This window comes from uncultured Shewanella sp., from assembly GCF_947501225.1.
Lineage (GTDB): Bacteria > Pseudomonadota > Gammaproteobacteria > Enterobacterales > Shewanellaceae > Shewanella.
Genome location: NZ_CANMUW010000003.1, coordinates 363,348 through 380,542, shown reverse-complemented (window position 1 = coordinate 380,542; position 17,195 = coordinate 363,348). Strand labels below are relative to the sequence as shown.

Annotated in this window: 19 protein-coding genes; 4 read left to right on the top strand and 15 right to left on the bottom strand. The window is 48.2% G+C overall.

Annotated elements, in window-relative coordinates; genetic code table 11:
* Positions 1-6 precede the first annotated feature (6 nt).
* Both Q1B47_RS07265 and nudF read right to left on the bottom strand, forming a co-directional pair.
* Positions 7-462, bottom strand: a complete 456-nt coding sequence (locus tag Q1B47_RS07265; protein WP_299790926.1) for a DUF1249 domain-containing protein — start codon at positions 460-462, stop codon at positions 7-9.
* Between the two features lie 42 nt (positions 463-504).
* The gene (gene nudF, locus Q1B47_RS07260; protein ID WP_299790923.1) at positions 505-1,107 is read right to left on the bottom strand and encodes an ADP-ribose diphosphatase; all 603 of its coding nucleotides are present in this window, start codon (positions 1,105-1,107) and stop codon (positions 505-507) included.
* Positions 1,108-1,419: 312 nt separating this feature from the next.
* On the opposite strand from nudF, the gene tolC reads away from it, so the two are divergent.
* Complete coding sequence (gene tolC, locus Q1B47_RS07255) at positions 1,420-2,745, top strand: outer membrane channel protein TolC (protein ID WP_299790920.1); 1,326 nt, start codon at positions 1,420-1,422, stop codon at positions 2,743-2,745.
* Positions 2,746-2,854: 109 nt separating this feature from the next.
* Here tolC and Q1B47_RS07250 read toward each other — a convergent pair whose 3' ends face one another.
* The 3 genes from Q1B47_RS07250 to Q1B47_RS07240 are packed head-to-tail and all read right to left on the bottom strand — an operon-like array spanning position 2,855 to position 5,099.
* Positions 2,855-3,619 carry a TIGR04219 family outer membrane beta-barrel protein gene (locus Q1B47_RS07250; protein ID WP_299790917.1) on the bottom strand — a complete coding sequence of 255 codons (765 nt, stop codon included), beginning with the start codon at positions 3,617-3,619 and terminating at the stop codon, positions 2,855-2,857.
* Between the two features lie 3 nt (positions 3,620-3,622).
* Positions 3,623-4,594 (bottom strand): DUF2333 family protein, encoded by a 972-nt coding sequence (locus tag Q1B47_RS07245; RefSeq protein ID WP_299790914.1) that lies wholly within the window; start codon positions 4,592-4,594, stop codon positions 3,623-3,625.
* A gap of 28 nt (positions 4,595-4,622) precedes the next feature.
* The gene (locus Q1B47_RS07240; protein ID WP_299790911.1) at positions 4,623-5,099 is read right to left on the bottom strand and encodes a copper chaperone PCu(A)C; all 477 of its coding nucleotides are present in this window, start codon (positions 5,097-5,099) and stop codon (positions 4,623-4,625) included.
* Positions 5,100-5,130: 31 nt separating this feature from the next.
* Here Q1B47_RS07240 and Q1B47_RS07235 point away from each other — a divergent pair, with 31 nt between their 5' ends.
* Positions 5,131-5,871, top strand: a complete 741-nt coding sequence (locus tag Q1B47_RS07235; RefSeq protein ID WP_299790908.1) for an enoyl-CoA hydratase-related protein — start codon at positions 5,131-5,133, stop codon at positions 5,869-5,871.
* An 81-nt stretch (positions 5,872-5,952) separates the two neighbouring features.
* Here Q1B47_RS07235 and Q1B47_RS07230 read toward each other — a convergent pair whose 3' ends face one another.
* The 4 genes from Q1B47_RS07230 to dusA form a co-directional block, all read right to left on the bottom strand.
* Positions 5,953-6,306 carry a hypothetical protein gene (locus Q1B47_RS07230; RefSeq protein ID WP_299790905.1) on the bottom strand — a complete coding sequence of 118 codons (354 nt, stop codon included), beginning with the start codon at positions 6,304-6,306 and terminating at the stop codon, positions 5,953-5,955.
* Positions 6,307-6,326: 20 nt separating this feature from the next.
* Positions 6,327-6,545 (bottom strand): PspC domain-containing protein, encoded by a 219-nt coding sequence (locus tag Q1B47_RS07225; protein ID WP_299790902.1) that lies wholly within the window; start codon positions 6,543-6,545, stop codon positions 6,327-6,329.
* A gap of 144 nt (positions 6,546-6,689) precedes the next feature.
* Positions 6,690-6,986 (bottom strand): hypothetical protein, encoded by a 297-nt coding sequence (locus tag Q1B47_RS07220; RefSeq protein WP_299790899.1) that lies wholly within the window; start codon positions 6,984-6,986, stop codon positions 6,690-6,692.
* A 284-nt stretch (positions 6,987-7,270) separates the two neighbouring features.
* On the bottom strand, positions 7,271-8,254 hold the full coding sequence (gene dusA, locus Q1B47_RS07215) for a tRNA dihydrouridine(20/20a) synthase DusA (RefSeq protein ID WP_299790897.1): 984 nt from the start codon (positions 8,252-8,254) through the stop codon (positions 7,271-7,273).
* 566 nt (positions 8,255-8,820) lie between these two features.
* On the opposite strand from dusA, the gene Q1B47_RS07210 reads away from it, so the two are divergent.
* A complete protein-coding gene (locus Q1B47_RS07210) occupies positions 8,821-9,285 on the top strand; it encodes a chemotaxis protein CheX (RefSeq protein WP_299790895.1) in 465 nt (154 codons plus the stop codon).
* 74 nt (positions 9,286-9,359) lie between these two features.
* Here the strand turns inward: Q1B47_RS07210 and Q1B47_RS07205 are convergent, their stop codons facing one another.
* From Q1B47_RS07205 to dnaB, 3 genes are all read right to left on the bottom strand, one after another.
* Positions 9,360-10,682 (bottom strand): hypothetical protein, encoded by a 1,323-nt coding sequence (locus tag Q1B47_RS07205; RefSeq protein ID WP_299790892.1) that lies wholly within the window; start codon positions 10,680-10,682, stop codon positions 9,360-9,362.
* Between the two features lie 84 nt (positions 10,683-10,766).
* Positions 10,767-11,843 carry an alanine racemase gene (gene alr / locus Q1B47_RS07200; RefSeq protein ID WP_299790889.1) on the bottom strand — a complete coding sequence of 359 codons (1,077 nt, stop codon included), beginning with the start codon at positions 11,841-11,843 and terminating at the stop codon, positions 10,767-10,769.
* Positions 11,844-12,028: 185 nt separating this feature from the next.
* Complete coding sequence (gene dnaB, locus Q1B47_RS07195) at positions 12,029-13,435, bottom strand: replicative DNA helicase (protein ID WP_299790886.1); 1,407 nt, start codon at positions 13,433-13,435, stop codon at positions 12,029-12,031.
* A 106-nt stretch (positions 13,436-13,541) separates the two neighbouring features.
* Here dnaB and Q1B47_RS07190 point away from each other — a divergent pair, with 106 nt between their 5' ends.
* A complete protein-coding gene (locus Q1B47_RS07190; protein WP_299790883.1) occupies positions 13,542-15,764 on the top strand; it encodes a S46 family peptidase in 2,223 nt (740 codons plus the stop codon).
* 404 nt (positions 15,765-16,168) lie between these two features.
* Here the strand turns inward: Q1B47_RS07190 and rplI are convergent, their stop codons facing one another.
* Genes rplI through priB form a run of 3 tightly spaced genes read right to left on the bottom strand, consistent with a single transcriptional unit; the run spans position 16,169 to position 17,193 of the window.
* Entirely contained in the window at positions 16,169-16,621 is a 453-nt protein-coding gene (rplI, locus tag Q1B47_RS07185; RefSeq protein WP_299790880.1) for a 50S ribosomal protein L9, read from the bottom strand.
* Between the two features lie 27 nt (positions 16,622-16,648).
* Positions 16,649-16,876, bottom strand: coding sequence for a 30S ribosomal protein S18 (rpsR, locus tag Q1B47_RS07180; RefSeq protein ID WP_005497284.1), 228 nt, complete (start codon positions 16,874-16,876; stop codon positions 16,649-16,651).
* Positions 16,877-16,887: 11 nt separating this feature from the next.
* The gene (gene priB / locus Q1B47_RS07175) at positions 16,888-17,193 is read right to left on the bottom strand and encodes a primosomal replication protein N (RefSeq protein WP_299790877.1); all 306 of its coding nucleotides are present in this window, start codon (positions 17,191-17,193) and stop codon (positions 16,888-16,890) included.
* Between the last annotated feature and the right edge of the window lie 2 nt (positions 17,194-17,195).

The following is a 17,195-nucleotide window of genomic DNA, read 5'->3' as shown; positions in this document are numbered from 1 at the left end:
TAAACCCTAAGATTCTGATAAACAAACCGCACTCATGTGGCTATCAATCTTTAATAACTCTTCCAGAAAAGCATTGACCTGATACTTTTCATCACGATGGTGCATACGTATATTTGGATAATCATATACCGGACGCAATTGATAAATCTGTCGACTAGTTAACACTTCTGCTAATTTAGCATCATGATAAACTCTGACACACATCTGGGGAGTGTCGATATAATCAGATTGGCTCAGCGCTCTCGATATTTCGATCAACTGGGTATATTTAGTATTCTCCAGGATGCGCACATCCAGCCTGCCAAACTCCCCTTCAACCTGCCAATAATCCCCCTGCCCGCCCTCGAAAGGCAACCAGCGTAAAATATGGAAATAATTTCGCCCACACAGAGCCAGAAACCTGTTTACATCAGGCTGATATCTCTTAGGGTTCAGGCTTGTTGCACTCTTACTCACGGGCATCTCTCTTCAGATAGTATTTGGTTTTGCTTAGGGATTTTCCCATTAGACTGTCAATGTTTGATAGTTCAACTCGAGCCACTGTAACCCGATAACCGTCGACGCATTATTGATTATACCATCTTTCACTAAAGCAAAGGCTTGCTCACGCCCTAAAACGTGTACCTTGATATCTTCGTGCTCTTCGCTTAGGCCATGTATTCCCTCAGCCTGACTCGCATCGACTGCGGCCCAGAAAAAATCATACCTCTCGCTGGAACCACCAGGGCTCGAGAAATAGGAAGCGATCTCCTCAATCTTGCCAGCCTCTACTCCCGCTTCCTCTTTAAGTTCTCTGACAGCCACCTCCGCAGAGGACTCACCGGCTTCAACCATCCCGGCAACCAACTCCAGTAGCCAGGGGGTCTTGGACGATTGTAATGCCGGGATCCGTATCTGCTCAATCAAGATCACCTGATCGGTTATCGGATCGTAGGGAAGCACAACAACGGCATTGCCTCTCTCAAACACCTCCCTGACAACCTCACCACTCCAGCCACCATCGAATAACCTGTGTTTGAATCGATATTCATCTAAAGTAAAGAATCCTTTAAAGAGGGTTCTCTTCTCCAACAACTCGACATCTTTATGACTATATTTTTGTTTCATTTAAACCTCGATATTGGATCTTTTTTGCAGTAAGAAACCATCCGCCGTTACCAAAAGCGGCTGCAAACAAATGATGCAGATAAAATCGACAGAAAAAGCATAATTAAAATCAAAAACTGTTACAATTCATAGTTGACTTAAAAACAAGTAATTTCTTAATATCTATCCCTTAAATGAGATAGTCATTGAGTTTAGATGTGTCGGGAAGCGTCGGGAAGCGCAAACCGCCTTACAGCTTTTTTGTGAGGTATAACTTAGCTATAAAAGTTAAATGGCTCCTCCAGTGGAGGATTTTGTCTAAAAGGACAACTAATGAAATTCAAGATCCGATCGATATGCGCAGCTTTAACGCTTGCAGCTACCACCTCTTCCGTTCAGGCCGATGATTTATTACAGATATATCAACAAGCGCTGACAAGTGATCCTGTCGCCTTACAGGCAAAGGCACAGCGAGATGCACTGTACGAACAGATTGAAGAAAACCGTGCCCCCTTACTACCTAGCATCAGCGCTAGCGTAGGTTATGCTAAAAGTTGGAGCAATGTCTCCGATAGCGAATATAACAGCGGCCTCAATGCCGGTGTCAGCCTGAAACAGGTTATCTATGATCACAGCGCATGGGTTGGACTAAGCTTAGCCGAGCTTGCCGCCTCTCAGGCCGATGCCGCATACGCCTCGGAACTGCAGAAGCTGATCATCCGTGTAACCGGAGCCTATTTCGACGTATTATCGGCTAAAGATAACTTCGAATTTAAAGGTTCAGAAAAGCGTGCCATCGAACGTCAACTGGAACAGACTAAGCAAAGATTTGCAGTAGGCCTGACAGCCATTACCGACGTACACGAGGCACAGGCTCAGTATGACCTTGCCAGAGCCTCTGAAATTTTATCAGAGAACCAGCTTATCAACAGTTACGAAGCACTGCGTGAAATTACGGGGGTCGATCATAAGTCTATCAATATTCTGGACACGACTCGTTTCACCGCGGTTACTCCATCTCCGGCTCAGCCTAATGAGTGGTTGAAGATGGCTGAAACAAACAGCGTCGATCTTGTGACCAGACGTATCGGTAAAGATATCGCTCAAGAGACCATCAGCCTCTATAAGGCGGGACACATGCCTTCGCTGAATTTAAATGCGGGCTATACCACTAACCTTGAGCAGAAGAGCCACGAAGGCAGTAAGAGTGACTTCGACAATGCCAACGTTGGTCTGACACTGAGCGTGCCTATCTTCGAAGGCTTTAAAGTCACATCGAAAGTCAAACAGGCTCAATATCAGTTTGTCGATGCAAGCGAGAAGCTGGAACAAACCTACCGTAAGGTGGTTAAAGATGTTCGCAACAACTTCAACAACGTTGGCGCATCGATCAGCTCGATTCGTGCTTACGAGCAGTCGGTACTCTCCTCTGAGAGTGCATTGAAGGCGACTCAAGCCGGCTTCGAAGTGGGTACCCGTACCATCGTCGATGTACTGAACCGAACTCGCGATCTGTATGACTCTAAACGTCAGTTATCTGATGCCCGTTACGGTTATATCAACTCGATTCTTGCACTTAAACAAGCTGCCGGAACCTTGAATGAAGACGACGTTATCGCGATAAACAACGGCCTGACTGCTGCAACTGTGACGCCATAACCGAGCCATTATCTGAGCAGGTTAAAGCCTGCTCCCGATACAAAAAAACCGCCACTAACTGAGTTAGTGGCGGTTTTTTAATGCTCAACTATCTAAGCATCTTGCGATATTAGAACACCAGTTCTACCCCGGCAAAGTAACCTTTAAACTGGGTGTTAGTGCTCACACCATCGAAGTCATTCACATCGAAGTTAAAGTCACGGTAACCCACGCGTACCTTAGTGTCTAACGCAGTACCATCAAACTGCCAACCCAGACCCAGGCTATAATCATAGACATTGGTCTCATCGACACCCAGCATCACTTCCGCAAAACCATACAGACCCAGTCCCGGCACACCAACCTGCGCATCGGCATAGGCCATCACGATACCGCTATCGAGTTCCACCTCTGAGTTCTGACGCGACACACCATTGGTATCCAACTGGTTCACACGAAAAGATCCATGCATCTTCTTATAGGCAGCACCTAAGTCGAGGGCTACCATATCGTTATCCAGTAACTCATAGTAGAGTACAAAATCGGTATTGCTGAGATCGCTATTTGAAGAGATATCTCCGCTGAACTCCTTACCACCGAAACTCATGGAGCTCCCGCTTGCCAGAGTTGCATTACCGCCCGCATCCAAACTATTTTCTCTGATCTTAAAGTTAGGAATGAGTGGGATACCATGCTCGACGGCCACCCAGACACTACCCTGAGCATCGGAGCTATAGTTAAAATCTTGCTGCGGTTGACCATTCTCAGCAAAGGTGCCACTTGTATCCGCCTTCCAGTAATCACCACCGACTTTAAATCCTACCAGTGAAGCAGCCTGAACAGAGCCGGCAGCCAGAGAAGCAAACAGGGCACATGCAACTAATGTTTTTTTCATTATTTAACCTTGAGTCAATAAGTTAGTTAGATCGATAACAGCCGCATTAGCGCGGGAAATATAGTTCGCCATCACCAGGGAGTGATTGGCGACAACGCCGAACCCCGAACCATTTAAGATAATCGGGCTCCAGACAGATTGTTGTGTCTCTTCCAGTTCGCGAATAATCTGCTGCAAACTGACTTCAGCATTCTTCTTTTTCAACACGTCGGCAAAATCGACCTCTATCGCCTTCATAAAGTTCAGCAGTGCCCATGTCGCACCACGAGTTTCATAAAAAACGTCATCAATTTTCCACCAACTGGTCTTTATCTGCATACTCGCACTGTTAGGTGTCGACTGGCTTGCCTCGCTGTCACCGGCAAGGTCGGTATTCAAGCGCTCCTGGCCTACGCTAGCCGACAGACGCTGGGACATGCTACCCAGACGTTTCTGCACCTCTTTGAGCCATTCGTTCAGATTATCTGCGCGCGCATAGAACTGGGCGTCTTGATTGGCGGTATCTGAGATTTTGGCGCGATACACCTTCAATAGCTTCACCGCATCTCTGTACTCACCCTCGGCGCTGGGAACCAGCCAACTGGTATGTTCGATGTTGAGCTTTGAGTGAGCAGCCAACAGATCTTTATCGGCGGCGGATTGAGATTGAGAGCGGCTAAACTCCTTTCTCATGATCAACGCCAGATCTCTGGCCTGTTCGAGTGCACCAAATTCAAATGCCGGCATATTATCCATAAATACCGATGGAGGCATCACATCATTGGAGAGCCAACCACCGCTCTTATCGAGTAACTTTTCCATGGTCAGTATCAGTGAGCTGGTCGTCGCATACCCTACAACCTGACTGCCACTGTCTGCTTTTAACTCCTGCTCACTCAACACATCGGGCTCGATACTCCACCAAACACTGATGAGATAACCAATAAAAATTATCAGGGCAGCAATCCCGGCGCCTTTTTTCCATGTCATTTGCATCTGTTACACTCCTGTTATGCCAATTTCATTAATGGTGGTGTGCGTGACCTTTCATCTTAGCCATATCTTGCTTACTCACCGTCAAGCTAATCGGCAGCTCACTGCCGTCATCAAACTCAAGCGTTAACTCGACCGACTCTCCGGAGACCAACGGCTTCTTCAGCCCCATTAGCATGACGTGCTCACCCGATTCAACCAGGGTCAACTGTCCATGTTGCGGAATACTAAAACTCTCAACCTGACGCATTTTGACCATCCCATCTTCTTCGATAATGGTGTGAAGCTGCGCCTCCTTCACGAAATCGGCTTTTACTGCAACGAGTTGACGCTTTGGACCATGATTTTCAAGAGTAAAGTAAGCCGCAGTATTGGGCACGCTGGCAGGCATGGCTCTGACATACCCCTCAACTAGTGCCACATTGGCAAAAGCTGTGAAGGATGCAGATGAGAGCAGCAAGAAATTAAACGCTTGTTTGAATATTCGTTTCAATGTATTAAACTCCATTTAACCCCATTCGTCTAAAAGGAAAAACGTAATGAGTACAATTCAGGTTCAGGATGAGCAAGGCGTCAGAATCATTACAATCAACAGACCCGAAAAACGCAATGCGCTCAGCCTCGACATGTATACTAGCCTCACAGAATACCTTATCCAAGGTGAGTCCGACAGCGCTATTCACGCCTTTTTAATCAAAGGACAGCCAGACTGTTTTACCTCTGGCAACGATGTAGCAGACTTTTTAAAAAATAGTAACTTAGACGCGAAACACCCCGCTTTTCGTTTCCTGTTCAGCCTATTGGAACTCAAAAAACCACTGGTTGCGGCAGTGACGGGCGCTGCGGTAGGAATAGGCACCACTATGCTGCTACATTGTGACCTGGTCTATGCCGCACCGAGTGCAAAGTTTCAGCTACCCTTTGTTAACTTAGCCTTAGTTCCTGAAGCCGGCGCAAGTTTATTACTACCGCAACTTGTCGGTCCCCAGAAAGCCGCAGAGCTCTTGTTACTGGGTGAAGATTTCGATGCCAATGCCGCCAACTCTTTTAACATAGTCAATGAAGTTGTTGCAGCGAATGAGCTATTTGACTACGCACTATCCAGAGCAATAAAGCTGGCCCAACAACCTCCCCAGGCGTTACAGGCAACCCGTGAACTGCTGCGTCCACACAAAGATGAAGTTAGAAAACAGATGGAACGTGAACTGGGCCAGTTTTCAATCAGATTGCAAAGTGATGAGGCCAAAAGCCGCTTCAAGGCATTTCTTAACAGAGAGTAAATCTGTGAATCATTCAACCCATACCTTTTTACTAAGGCCATTGAGGTTAAGACAGTAAAGGGCTTAGGGTAGAGAGAGCAGCTAGTCAGCCTGGCTAGCTTGTCCGACGCCCCACGCAGCCAGAATAAGCAGTAATACAGGCCAAAAGAGTGAGAATCCGGCAAATACCATGATAAAGGCGCAGGTTATGCATAGCCCGGACACCAATGCCAGAAAACTAAAGGCCAATGTTAGCCAGAATAAGAGGATTAACACCACTACGGAGCTAAGGAGCACAAGCCACACATTCATCTCCATCGAGAAGATAGGTTCTATGCTCAATAAGGTTCCGGTCAGAAACTGAGTGGTCCCCCAGGTTTGTACCGCCGCAATTAAAAGCGCACTTGCCAAAATGGCGATACCGATCCCAATAAAGAGATCCAAAATTTTTTTCATTTTTACTCTTCTTCGGGTATTCAAAAGTCTCTTTCCCACTTCGGCAAAACTATTGCCAGAACAAAGTAGATGAGTAACCCCATAGCCGGATTCATCAATACCAGCGCAGCCCACACCACTCGTGTCCACAAGCATGACCAGTTAAACTTGTTCGCGACCTTGGCCGCCACGCCACAAACTAAACGCTCTGGTTGCTTCAACCTTGATACCATCTTATCTAAAGAACTAAAACCACTCATACTTCCCCCAGTAAACTATTCTGCCGCTCTGCATTCAGTCTTGAACCCTATCCCACCTGAATGTACAGATAAGTACGGCACACAAGGTAAAACCAAATACAGGGGTCAATAACAAAGCCGCGATTTCAGAGGTAAACCACATAATTACTCCTTTACCATCGCGCTTGTTATGGCTTGCTCAGTCGCCTCTTGTGCCAACTGAGTATCGTCTTCGGCAGTGGCTTCAAACATGACATCTGACAGCTGTGCCTGCAGTGACATACTCAACTCTCTTTGAGCGACCTGCATCATATCTTGCATCTGTGCCGAGATATTCTGCTCGATATTACTGGTTAGATCGGTAGGAATAAGCGTATCGGCTTGAGCACTGACACTCGCTCCCATAAGTACTGCCACGGCTAGTGATACTTTAGCTATTCGGGTTAACGTTGAATTAATCATGTTGCCTTCCTTTTCTGTGATGTCTTATGACCTAGTCTATTTACACATAAGGTATTGCGAGTAGCGTGCCAACTTTTCACAAACAAAGTAACACACTAATACAGAAGGTTTTTTACACTCTCATTAACATTTGAAGAACAATTCAGACGAAGGAGTTGATACGCTTTTAGCAAATTTCACCATGGGCTGGTTAAATTTACCAACAGGAGCCATATTGCGATGAGAACCGCCAAGATATAACAAAAAAACCGCCATAAAGGCGGTTTTTATTACGAAGTGACAAACTACTGACTCATATTTTTTCTTGCTTGCTCAATGACTTCCACACCTGCCCTTGGCTTATGAGCATTTTCGCTAATATAACGCCTCCAGGCGCGGGACCCCGGCTCCCCCTGGAACAAGCCGGTCATATGACGACTGATATGATTCAGGCGTCCACCCGATTGAAGATGTTTCTCTATATAGGGAATAAATTTCTCTAAAACAGCATCCCGACTCAAAACGGGCCTGTCACTTCCGCACAGTTGCTGATCCACTTCGGCTAACATATAGGGGTTTTGATAGGCTTCACGCCCGACCATGACACCATCTAACCTTTCCAGGTGAGCACGACACTCATCGAGTGACTTTACACCACCATTAATCGAGATGCTCAACTCAGGGTAGTCTTGCTTAAGTTGATATACACGATCGTAATCCAGTGGCGGTATCTCCCTATTCTCTTTGGGACTCAACCCTTGTAACCAGGCTTTTCTGGCGTGCACGATAAATGTATCGCAACCGGCATCACGCACAGTCTCGACAAACTCGGTAAGAAATGAATAGCTATCCTGTTCATCGATTCCGATACGGGTTTTTACCGTTACCGGAATATCCACCACCTCCCGCATCGCCGTCACGCACTCGGCAACAAGCTTAGGCTCAGCCATCAGGCATGCACCGAAACGACCATTTTGCACTCTGTCAGAGGGGCAGCCAACATTGAGGTTTATCTCATCATAGCCCCTTTCTGCCGCGAGCTTGGCACAGGTCGCAAGATCATGAGCATTAGAACCGCCAAGTTGAAGCGCCAGAGGATGCTCCTCGCTGTTATAGGCAAGGTAGTCACCCTTTCCATGGATTATCGCTCCGGTGGTAACCATCTCAGTATAGAGGAGTAACTCTGTTGACATCAGGCGCGCCATATAACGGTAGTGACGATCCGTCCAATCCAGCATGGGCGCGATAGAGAAGGTACGGTTAATCCTTGATGGCTTAGTCGATGACATAATTTATGTTGGCCTGCTTTGCGGTGACAGTTTTAATGAAACTAATACGGCTCTGAGTATAAAACGAGCGTGGCCGCGCATTCTACACTGACCGAAGATGAAATGCACCGGGGATTACGCCACCGCTGACACAAGTTTGTCTCAATCCAATCAAATATCCCACCATTCCCGGTTCAGAACTTAATAATGCGAACCATCACCTCTGTTATCGATGGCTTTTAGGAGTGAAGTCACAGAACGGTCTCCATAACCCATGGAATAATGAATAGCTATATCTGAATGGCATCAATAGAAACAGCCTCAACAGCGGTACCATGCAGGGGAGAAAATGCTGAAGGCAATGCAAAAATAGCCTAAGCTTTATAAAGAGGTATGACTGACCGGCTTTAAAAAGCCGTAGCATCGAATCGACGGCTCACCTCTGTTTGTCGTTTGCAATACCAGAGTCTCGGGTACCTTTTAAAAGCATGTGCCGAACAGTGAATTTCATACTTAAGCTTGCCCGGCAAGCTTCAAAATGACAGCAATTATCGTCATAAAATATTTAAGACTATGGATAATCCAATATGAATGTTAATTTCATTAACCCGTTTCTCGAATCACTGCTCAATGTCGTCTCGACGATGGCAAATATGAAACTCACCCCCGGTAAGCCAAAAATCAAAACTGACAACCTGGCAAAAGGCGATGTATCGGGTCTGATAGGCATGGTGGGGCCGCAAACTAAAGGTTCGCTTTCGATCACCTTCGAGCAGGGGCTTATCCTGGAGATAATGCAGAACATGTTGGGAGAGAACCCGGGGGAGATCAACGAAGAGATCACCGATCTCGTGGGTGAGATCACCAACATGGTCACAGGTGGCGCGAAGAATATTCTCGGCGATAAAGGCTATGAATTTGAGATGGCCACCCCGGTAGTCGTATCCGGCTTGGGTCACCGCATATCGCATAAAGCCAACGGTAAGAAGATAATCATGCCTTTCGCCAGCCCTTATGGTACTGCCTATATCGAAATTTGCTTCGAAACTTAACTACCCCATAGCATGGCGCAGCCAACTTGTATGTAGGGCACCTCCCTGCATACATCTCCCCGGCTCAACCCGCCTTAAAAGGGCTGGTTAACCATTATCCAGAACTGTGTCGACTCCTCTGCGTAGGCAAACTCAGTTCTTACGATCACATTTTCAACTTCAAACCTTGCACCGACACCTAAGGTCCACTTCATATCTTCATGCAGTTCACTGGCGCTGAATTCATCGGCCACCTGTCCCGTTTCGGCAAAGACGACCCATTGCCACCAGGGGATATCATAAAGATTGAACACGGGTAAGCTTTGCAGTGGCTGCCAGCGGGGCTGTACCCTGTACTCGGCCGAATAGAGAAGCGCGCTGCGACCATAAAACTGTTTGCTGGAGTAGCCCCTTAAGTGATCGAACCCACCCAGAGATATACCGGCAAAAGAGGGGGGACGCTGATACGCCTGTGAACCTGAGTCATAGTCATTCCAGGTGGGGGTATCTGCGAGATACACATTCAGAGCCAATACCTGCTGGGAAAACCAATCACTCTCTCCCATAGAGAGGAAGGCACTCTGTTCAAACTCCCAGGTGGTCCAGCTCTGCCTCTCATCACTGCCACCGCCATTGGCCCCAAAGTCGCGACTAAGGGTCAGGCTTGTGCGACCTCCCTTGGTGCTGTTCTTTCCATTATCCCGGTTATCCCAGTCAAACTTCAATTTTAGCCCCTGTGCCTTAGTCGGCAGTGACTCATAGCCCAACAGCTCCTGTGTTTGAATAAAGGGGGTTAGCTGCACACTGGTTACACCGGATTCTCTGGGGTCCCAGGTGACAGGATCTGTTGCCAGAGAGGGCATCAAACTTCGTGCGGCGCCCTTAGCTCCCTTTCCCCATGGAAGTACATACTTAAGGTGCAGCTTGGCATAAAACTCATCGCCCACCGTAATAACCCGGTTGGTCGCAATCGCATCTGCACTATTGGCACCTCTGCTCGCCCGGTTGGCACCTTCAGGTACGAAATAGATCCCCTCCTTATAACTGGCACGGCTAAATTCACCGGAGAAGAGCCACTGCTCCATATGGGGCAGCTGATAGTTATTGAGCCCTAAATAGGTGATCCAACTTTCATTACTACTGTAGAGGCCGATGCCGAAAACTGAAGCTTGAGGCTGACCGGCATGCTTAATAACACCGGCGCCCCCCACAGTCGTACTCAGAGTTTCAGTGGAGAAGACAAATGGCACTGCGACGAAGTCGGCGTCGTAATCATTACGCCCGCCTTTTACAGCTTGAGAGGTTAAGGTTTCGTGACCGGCGGCGACGGCTTCCCGGGTCTCACCCGCCAGGGTAAGCTGGGATGTAGCGGCAGCGAAAATGAATAGTGCACTCTTGCATAACGACTTAATATTCAATGAAAACAATACCTTATATAGACAGCTATCGCTCGGGGCATCCCCGCCACCTTACGATACTACAAAGGAGATTATTCTATATGCTTAATCTAAGCATACGGCAACGCGAGGGGTTAACTTGGTCACGAGCTCATAAGCGATGGTACCTATGTGTTCCGCCACCTCCTCTACCGGTAGTGCTTTTCCCCATAAAATGGCGTCATCTCCGATACGGTCGCTGGCATTAAGCCCCAGATCTACGGTCAACATATCCATAGAGACCCGACCTACGATCGGCACCAGCCGGCCATTGATCCAAACGGGTGTGCCCTCGGGGGCGTTTCGCGGATAGCCATCGCCATAACCGATAGCCACAACGCCCAGCTTAGTATCTTCTTTGGCACACCAATAGCTGCCATAACCCACAGGCTCACCGGCCTTATGATCGCGAACGGCGATAAGCTCCGAGACCAGATCCATAGCCGGCATCAGGCCATGATTGCCCCCAAGATCCCCTGTCACGGGAGAGACGCCATACAGGGCGATACCGGGTCTTATCCAATCGGCCTGACTGGCAGGCCAATAGAGGGTACCGGCCGAGTTCGCCAGACTCCGGTCACCGGGCAGACCTTTGATAAGCTCATTGAAGAGATTCATCTGAATCTTTGTCGAATCGTTATCAGGCTCATCGGCACAGGCGAAATGAGACATCAGGTTTATAGGCTTAGCAACTTGTGGACAGGCCTTAAGGCGGGAGTAGACAGATTCAAATTGCTCGGGAGTGAAACCTAACCGATGCATTCCTGAGTCTATTTTCAACCATACGGTTACCGGCTTTGACAGGCTGGCACTCTCCAGCATCTCGAGTTGAACTTCGTTATGAATAACGGTATCGATATCGTGTTCAACCAGAGTGGTTAAATCGGCCTGCCTGAAGAAGCCCTCCAACAGGAGCAGCTTTGACTTAACCCCGCCCTCTCTTAACGCCAGCGCCTCCTCTAAACGCGCGAGCCCGAACCCGTCCGCATCATTCAGACAATTGGCGACATTTAATAAGCCGTGACCATAGCCATTGGCCTTTACGACTGCCATGACTTTACTCTCGGGGGCTATTTCTCGAAGGCGCACTAAGTTGTTCTTCAGTGCTCTACTGCTGATCTCTGCACGGGGAAAGGGTTTCAAACGATAACCTTAATCTGTTAGTAACAAGTCTCAACGCTTGTACCGGCTTGTAAAACTGATATGAGTGTCGACTCTACAATGAGTTCACTTAGTTATCAATCGAGGGATAACTAAGTGAATCAAGTTTAATTTTAGACGGAGTAACCATCAACTATTGCCGTCGATAAACCAACAATAGCTCGCGATTAATCCTCTTCGAACTGCGGACCGGCATAGTTGTCGAAACGGGAGAACTGGCCCTGGAATGTCAGGCGTACCCGCCCGATAGGACCGTTACGTTGCTTACCGATAATGATCTCTGCGGTACCTTTATCTTCGGTGTCATCGTTATACACTTCATCACGATAGATAAACATGATCAAATCCGCATCTTGCTCAATCGCTCCCGATTCACGAAGGTCTGAGTTAACCGGGCGTTTATCGGCACGTTGCTCCAATGAACGGTTAAGCTGCGAAAGTGCAATAACCGGGATCTCAAGCTCTTTGGCCAACGCCTTGAGCGAGCGTGAGATCTCTGAGATCTCCAGGGTACGGTTATCCTTGAGGGCCGGCACCTGCATCAACTGAAGGTAATCGATCATGATCATCGACAGACCACCATATTCACGGGCAATACGACGGGCTCGACTTCGCACTTCCGTCGGTGTCAGACCCGAACCATCATCGATATACATCTTACCCTGCTCAAGCATGATCCCCATGGTCGAAGAGACGCGAGCCCAATCATCATCGTCCAGCTGACCGGTACGGATCTTGGTCTGATCGACCCGGCCCAGGGATGCCAGCATACGCATCATGATCTGTTCCGAGGGCATCTCGAGACTGAAGATGAGTACCGGCTTATCTTCGTTTAGCGCAGCCGCCTCACACAGGTTCATCGCGAAGGTTGTTTTACCCATAGATGGACGCGCCGCCACGATAATCAGGTCGCCGGACTGAAAACCCGCAGTCATCTTATCGAGGTCGCCAAAGCCACTGGAAACCCCGGTCACACCACTGGTTGGGTTGTTATAGAGCTCTTCGATCTTATCGACCGTCTTTTCGAGGATCACCTTGATCCCCTCCGGACCTTCGTTGGCATTAGCTCGGGATTCGGCAATCTTAAAGACTTTTGTCTCAGCCAGATCCAGCAGATCGCCTGAGTTACGCCCCTCAGGGTTGAAACCGGCATCGGCGATCTCATTGGCAACCTTAATCATCTCGCGCACGATTGCACGCTCACGGACAATCTCACCATAGGAGAGAATATTACCCGCACTCGGGGTATTCTTGGCTATCTCCCCCAAATAGGCGAAGCCACCAGCCTCCTCCAGCTGGTCTTCAACTTCTAACTGTTCAGAAACGGTGATCAGATCTATTGGCTGACCTGCAGCGACCAGAGTCTCCATCGCGGTAAATATCATGCGATGTGAGCGTGAATAGAAATCGTCCGCCACAACGGATTCAGCCACTCGATCCCATGCATCAGAATCCAGCATCAAGCCGCCGAGTACCGACTGCTCCGCCTCAAGGGAGTGCGGGGGTAACTTGAGTGCATCCATCTGGATATCTGTGGGCTTCTTTTTAGCCTTGAAGGCACCTTGTTGTGACATTAAATTTCCAAACTCCCAACAGTAAAGCAAAATATGGTATAAAACGTGATCAAACAAAAACGGAACCCATGAGTTCCTCTCCATACAACAGAAACAAGGAACGAACATGCGCAATGCATTGATCTCAGCAGTGGTGCTGTCATCTGGTGTCGTATTGGCATCTATCGACGCACATGCAGATGAGGGCCAATGGCAACCTTATCAAATGCCCTCTATCGCAAAGAAACTTAACGAAAGAGGCATTGAGATACCAGCAAAACAACTTGCCGATCTCACTCAATATCCAATGAATGCGGTTGTAGGGCTGGGGTATTGTACCGCCAGTTTCGTGTCACCCCAAGGCTTAGTTGTCACAAACCATCACTGCGCCTACCGAGCCATTCAATATAATAGTAAAAAAGAGCACAATTACATTGCCGATGGCTTTCTGGCGAAGAGTAAAAGTGCCGAGCCATCGGCGGGTCCGAACGAACGTCTCTACATAACAGAAGCGGTAACCGATGTATCCGGCCTGGTCACAAAAAACCTGAGCCAGGACCCTCTGATACGTTACGAAGAGATCCAATCCAACAGAAAATCGCTTATCAAAGAGTGTGAGAGCGATGAGAACTACCGCTGCTCGGTTCGCAGCTTCCACAACGGGCTCGAATACTACCTGATCAAACAGCTGATCATCAGAGATGTACGCCTGGTCTATGCACCACCAAAGAGCGTGGGCTCCTATGGCGGCGATATCGATAACTATGAGTACCCGCGTCATTCGGGTGACTTCACCTTCCTGCGCGCCTATGTGGGTAAAGACGGTCAACCCGCCGCTTATTCCGAAGACAATATCCCCTATACCCCCAAGAGTTACCTGAAGATTAATGCCGATGGCGTAAAAGCCGGTGATGGTGTCTTCGTAGCCGGCTACCCGGGCTCCACCAGTCGTTACCGTTTAACCAGTGAGCTGCAGTTTGCCAGTGACTGGCTATACCCCACCCTCGCCTCACGCTACCAGCTTCGCATCGATACCATAGCGTCTATGGGCGATGCCGATCCGGATGTGGCAATTAAGTATGCGGGAACCTTGGCTTCTATGGCTAACCGCATGAAGAAGTATAACGGCCTGCTCGACGGATTCAGAGCCACAGATATTACCGGCATCAAGCAGAGTCGTGAAGATGCGTTCCTGCAATGGCTTGCAGGCGATGCCACCTACCGTTCCTATCAAACCCAGTTCGAGCAACTTGAATCTCTGTTAGATAAAAAACGCACCGGCATGCAGTCTCGTTACTACTTCGAAAATGCCCAGTCCAGTGCCCTGCTCGGCGTTGCCAATAAGCTCTACCGTTTGGCAAAAGAGAAAACCAAGCCCGACAGCGAGCGTGAAGAGGGTTATCAGGAGCGGGACATGAAGATGTTTAAGGCACGCCTTAAACGTATCGATTCCAGCTTCGATATCTCGGTAGATAAGAGATTATGGTTACAAGATCTTAATGCCTACATGGAGCAGAAGAACCGCGTTGACGCATTCGACGCCATGCTCAACTTTGACGACAAAACCGTAAGCCTGTCTGATAAGCTCGATGGTCTCTACTCCCTTACCTCACTGACGGATCAAGATAAACGTCTCGCCTGGATGCAGGCAGATGCCGAGGCATTTGAAACAAGCTCTGACCCCTTCATACGCCTGGCTGTCGCCCTCTATGACAGCAATATGGCACAGGAGAAGCAGAAGAAGACCCTGCTTGGTGAGCTTTCTCAGGCAAGACCCGGTTATATGAAGGCTGTCATCGCCTACAACAAAGCCAATGGCTGGCCGGTATACCCGGATGCAAACGGCACGTTGCGCATCACCTACGGCATGGTTGACGGCTATCAGTCCCGTGATGCACTTTATAAGCAGCCTTTCACACGCCTTGAGGGGATCGCCGCTAAGCACACAGGTGTTGAACCCTTCAACGCACCGAAGAAGGTACTCGATGCCATCGCTGAGCAGCGCTATGGAACTCATAAGGTAGACTCTGTGATCAAAGATCCAAGTTCCTGGATATGCAGGCTGTTTTCATGCCAGGATAAGCCACAAGAGTTTAACTCGGTACCGGTTAACTTCCTCTCCAGTGTCGATACCACGGGCGGCAACTCAGGCTCGCCGGTATTTAACGGCAAGGGCGAACTGGTGGGGCTGAACTTCGACTCCACCTATGAAGCGATCACTAAAGACTGGTTCTTCAACCCAACCATTACCCGTGCCGTACATGTAGACTTCCGCTACATCCTATGGATGATGGATGAGGTCGACCACGCAGATAACCTGCTCCAGGAGTTGGAGCTGGTCAGAAATTAAGATTGGAGGGGCCTGACTCCCAGGCCCTGAACTTTCCAGAAACAGATATAAAAACAGAGATGACGGCCTTTGGCCTATCGCTCCGCGGACGGCTTCGCCTATTAGATGAGCTTCGCTCTAACAGGAAAGATAAAGCCATCTGACCACCATGAATGGTGGGAATGTCGCTTATGTCGGGAACAGGAACCGACGCGGCCCTATCAGCCTAACGTTACCCACTCCTGTATCTAGTCCCTGAATCATTCGCGGCTAAAGCCGCTCCTACACGGGAAATGTCGTAGCTCGTAGCTCAGTATATTCCAGCCATAAAAAAACACCGCCTAATCAGATTAGTGCGGTGTTTTCTTTTAAAGCTGCAAACTCAATGCCTGAGCATATAAGTCCTTTAGCTTTAAACTAATGTATTAGTCTTCTGCAATAACAGAAAGCTTAACAATAGCTTTAACTTCAGTGTGAACCTGAACTTCAACTTCGAATTCACCAGTAGTGCGGATAGCACCCAGTGGAAGACGAACTTCGCTCTTAGCAAGTTCAGCACCAGCAGCTGTAACTGCGTCAGCGATGTCACGGTTACCAATTGAACCGAACAGCTTACCTTCGTCACCAGCTTTAGAAGCGATAACGATAGTTTCAAGTGCGTTGATCTTCTCAGCGCGCTCGTTAGCAGCAGCCAGGTCAGCAGCTAACTTAGCTTCTAATTCAGCACGACGTGCTTCAAAAACTTCAGTGTTAGCAGCGTTAGCAACAACAGCTTTACCTTGTGGCAGAAGGTAGTTACGTGCGTAACCAGCTTTAACTGCAACTTGGTCACCTAGGTTTCCTAGGTTAGCGATTTTATCAAGTAAAATAACGTTCATTATTAATTCCTCTAAATTTATGCGGTATTACTGATGAAGATCAGTGTACGGCAGTAGAGAAAGATAACGAGCACGCTTGATAGCGCGAGCTAGTTGACGTTGATATTTAGCATTTGTACCAGTGATACGACTAGGAACAATTTTACCACTTTCAGTGATATAGTTCTTCAAAGTTACGATATCTTTGTAATCGATCTCTGTAACACCTTCTGCAGTGAAACGGCAGAACTTGCGACGACGGAAATAACGTGCCATGTGACAGTCTCCTAATTTTTCAATTCGACATTTTCAGCGTGTAATACCAAGCGATTCTGACCATTTCGGCTCTGTTGAAGAGCGATGAAGCCTTGAACCTCGATATCCACACCGGTTTTCAGTTGTTCTGTAACGCTTTGAAAGCGTTCGCCACTAAAAATCACTTGCATCTGACAGTATACGTTTCGAAGCATCTCTGCTTCATAACACTGCGACTTGTGTTCCAACATGATGACACTATGTGCGATTCCTGCCGGGCTTTTAAAGCTTCTGGAACGAGTAATCGTTCCCGATAACACCAAATGGTTTGTGGCCACAG